Origin of the sequence: Agrococcus sp. HG114, assembly GCF_024723325.1 — a bacterium.
In the GTDB taxonomy this organism is placed as follows: Bacteria; Actinomycetota; Actinomycetes; order Actinomycetales; family Microbacteriaceae; genus Agrococcus.
The window spans coordinates 1-1,507 of record NZ_JANQCH010000214.1 but is presented as its reverse complement, the minus strand read 5'-3'; the positions used below and the strand labels follow the sequence as shown (position 1 = coordinate 1,507).

The window sequence follows — 1,507 nt, the reverse complement described above, 5'->3', positions numbered from 1 at the left end:
CGCTCGGACCGCGGCGTCGGCGGATGCGCCGCCCGCGGCGTCGAGGGAGGCGAGGCGGTCGCGCTCGGCGAGCGTCGCGCTCGCCGCCGCGTCGGCCGCGCGCCACTGCTCGATCGCCTCGTCGGCCTGGGCCTGCGCGACGCGCAGCTCATCGGCGTAGTCGACGAGCGCCTGCCCCGTCACCCGGTATCGCGAGGTCGCGCGGCCGAGCTGCTCGGAGACCGATGCGGCGCTCTCGCGCACGCGGTCGAACGACCGCGCGACGGTCGCGTCCTCGTCGCGCACGGCGCGGAGGTGCTCGATCGCCCGCTCGATCGCGTCGGCCGTGCGCAGGTAGGCGTCGCCGTGGCCCTCGACGGCCTGCCACTGCCCGGCGAGCTGCTCGAGGCTCACCCTCCCGCCACCAGCGAGCGGTCGGCGTCGCGGAAGCCGCGCGCGATGCCGGCGATGCGCTCGGCGAGGGCGTCCCCCGCCTCCTGGAAGCGCTCGCGCGTGTCGTCCCAGCTGTCTGCGAACGCGAGCACGCGCGCCGCGAGGTGCTCGTCGCCGACGGCCTCGGCGGCCGCCGCGCTCGTGCGATCGGAGGCGGAGAGCTGCCGCGAGACGAAGCGGAGGTGCTCGACGGCCGCGTCGAGATCGCCGTAGCTGATGCGGATGTCGGTCACGTGCGCCTCCTCGCCGAGGCCGACGCTACGCATCCGCCCGAGGCGCGCGGAATGGGCAGGAGTGCCCATGGACAGGGAGCCGCTCCGCGGCCCCGTGCGCTCAGGGCTGCGGACGCCGCCAGCGCAGCGTCGACACGCACGCGTCGATGAGGAGGCGCTGGGCGTCGACGACCGGGTCGTCGACGTCGACGTCGACCGGGCGGTTGATCGTCGCGGTCAGCTGCAGCGCGCGTCGACGGCGGGTGCCCGGGATGGGCGTGAGGTACACGACGGTGAGCACGCGGAGCGACTCGCCCTGCAGCGTCTCGAGCGCGTCGCGCTCGAAGCGCACGATGCGCTTCTGGCCGTCGAGGGGCGCCGCGTCGTACTCGAGGATCGCATGCCGCACCGCCTCGTCGAGCGTGACGTCGGGCTGCGCGCGCCGCACGGACGCGAGGATCGAGGCGGGCAGCCACAGCGTCTCGTCGCCCGGATCGGTCGGGGCGAAGAACGCGATCGTGTCGCCGCGCCGCATCGCCTCGAACGAGTCGTCGAGGAGGCGCTGCGCCTGCGCGTAGAGGTCGGGCCGGTGCGCCTGCATCATGCGCTGCCGGATGCCCGCGGCGAAGCGGTCGCGCGTGGCCGCATCGGGTGCGTGGCGGGCCCAGCCCGGCGGCAGCTCGAGCTCGAACTCCGGGTCGGGCGCGACGCCCAGCGCCGCGCGCAGGTCGGTCTGCTCGCTCATGGTCGTGCGTCCTCCTCGGTGGTGGCTGCGTCGTGGCGGGCCGTGCCCTGCCGCCCGGGGCGGGCCGCGGTCACCGCGCGCGCAGCTCGGCGTCGATGCGGTGCAGGGTGCCGAGCTG

Annotated in this window: 3 protein-coding genes; all 3 read right to left on the bottom strand. The window is 75.9% G+C overall.

Annotated features, from left to right (window positions below; genetic code table 11):
- Nucleotides 1–393 (bottom strand): hypothetical protein (locus tag NWP09_RS12775; protein ID WP_258275875.1); only part of this gene is annotated, 393 nt, incomplete at its 3' end.
- Nucleotides 390–665 (bottom strand): hypothetical protein, encoded by a 276-nt coding sequence (locus tag NWP09_RS12770; protein ID WP_258275874.1) that lies wholly within the window; start codon nt 663–665, stop codon nt 390–392. The genes NWP09_RS12770 and NWP09_RS12775, both read right to left, overlap by 4 nt.
- A gap of 100 nt (nt 666–765) precedes the next feature.
- On the bottom strand, nt 766–1,389 hold the full coding sequence (locus NWP09_RS12765; protein WP_258275873.1) for a hypothetical protein: 624 nt from the start codon (nt 1,387–1,389) through the stop codon (nt 766–768).
- Nucleotides 1,390–1,507 lie beyond the last annotated feature (118 nt).

Excerpts from the sequence above, each read along its gene's own strand:
- NWP09_RS12765 (WP_258275873.1), bottom strand. The coding sequence starts at position 1,389 with ATGAGCGAGCAGACCGACCTGCGCGCGGCGCTGGGCGTCGCGCCCGAC.